The sequence below is a fragment of the Bacillus sp. T2.9-1 genome, assembly GCF_950097965.1.
Lineage (GTDB): Bacteria > Bacillota > Bacilli > Bacillales > Cytobacillaceae > Niallia > Niallia hominis.
Window position 1 is genome coordinate 1 of the sequence record NZ_CATNHG010000029.1, and the last position, 1453, is coordinate 1453.

A 1453-nucleotide genomic window follows, 5' to 3' on the forward strand; every position below is an offset into this window, starting at 1 on the left:
TGATGCTTCTTTCTTAACAAAACACCTAAGTGATTCTCTGTGCATATACTGTATCATTACTACAGGATTATGATTAAATACAACTCAATCCATACATAAAATAATCAAGGAGAGGTTAATTTTGAAAATTCCAAAGACAGCCAAAGTTAGTATCCCCTTTCCATCCGTATGGGGGATTGATGCTTCTATTGCGGGGAGATCCATTATTAGAGGTATACTTACCATTGATTCCATTGTAGACAACAAAGTAGTAGGTACAGTTAATTTTCGTGGTATACCTATTCCGATTAATGGGTATTGGGACGAAAGCGCTAAACAAATAAGTTTCGATTCACCATATGCCTCCTTTTTTGGCAACTTGACAATATTTGATGAGACCGCTATAAGCATTCTGCATTTCGTTTTAAGTGGACGGTTTATAACGAAACCTCCCTCTTTGCTGGCTGGTGAATATGGAAATTGGATTGCTACAACCTTTACAACCCGTTTGGGACCTCCCATATATACTAGTGTTTTACCACCTGCTGGTGCCTTTTCAGTCTCAAGTATGCTCTTGGGACAGCAATTGTTTTAATTAGACCATGACTTTATAAAAACAACCTTCCTTTGTGATTGACTAAGGTTGTTTTTTATAAAGTGTTCTCGAAAAATACAGCCTTGCTTTAAATCTCAGTTTAGGGTATATCTCCGTTAAAATGTACTCGGAACCCTTTGATGATCGTGCCTAGTTAGATAAACAAATATTGATACTTCCTTATAGAAATAGCCTGCTTGGTTAGGTACGTTGTTTCACAATCCCCGGAAATTTTTAATATAAGTAATGAATGCTTATTTTTTTCCTTCCGCTAGCTTTCTATATAAAGAAGCTCTAGATACATTTGTAATTTCACAAATTTGATTTACAGTCATATTTCCTTCTTTATATAGCTTTACTGCATAATTCATTCCTGCGTGATTTTTATGATATTTCTTTAACCGTCCTTTAAACTTCCCTTCTTTCTTTGCGAGCTCAATTCCTTCACGCTGACGCATACGAATAAGGTCTCGCTCTAATTGGTTAACACCAGCCATTACCGTAATTAAGAATTGGCTATATGGATTATCTTCTGATAAATCTAGCCATGTATCCTTAAGTGATTTTAAGCTTGCCTTTTTATTTCGTATTAAATCAATCAATTCAAATAAATCTTGCGTACTTCGAGTGATCCGAGTTAAATCTGTAACATAAATAATGTCACCTTCCTGTAAATCCTCTAACATTTTTTGAAGTTGTTCACGATCTTTTGTGGCTCCTGAAATTTTTTCTTCATAAATAATATCCATTCCAATTTCGTTCAATTGCCGAAATTGCCTTGAAGGATTTTGGCTAGTCGAACTGACGCGTACATAACCGATTTTCTGCAAAATTTCACCTCGTTTTTGAGACAAGTCTTATGAGACACTCTTAACTATG

The 1453-nt window shown here is 35.3% G+C and carries 2 protein-coding genes; one reads left to right on the forward strand and one right to left on the reverse strand.

Annotation, left to right across the window (positions count from 1 at the left end):
• Positions 1-121: 121 nt before the first annotated feature.
• Positions 122-574, forward strand: coding sequence for a hypothetical protein (locus tag QQZ16_RS03065; RefSeq protein WP_060668915.1), 453 nt, complete (start codon positions 122-124; stop codon positions 572-574).
• Positions 575-828: 254 nt separating this feature from the next.
• Here the strand turns inward: QQZ16_RS03065 and QQZ16_RS03070 are convergent, their stop codons facing one another.
• Positions 829-1404: a recombinase family protein gene (locus QQZ16_RS03070; protein WP_235252830.1), complete on the reverse strand. Its 576-nt coding sequence runs from the start codon at positions 1402-1404 to the stop codon at positions 829-831.
• Positions 1405-1453 lie beyond the last annotated feature (49 nt).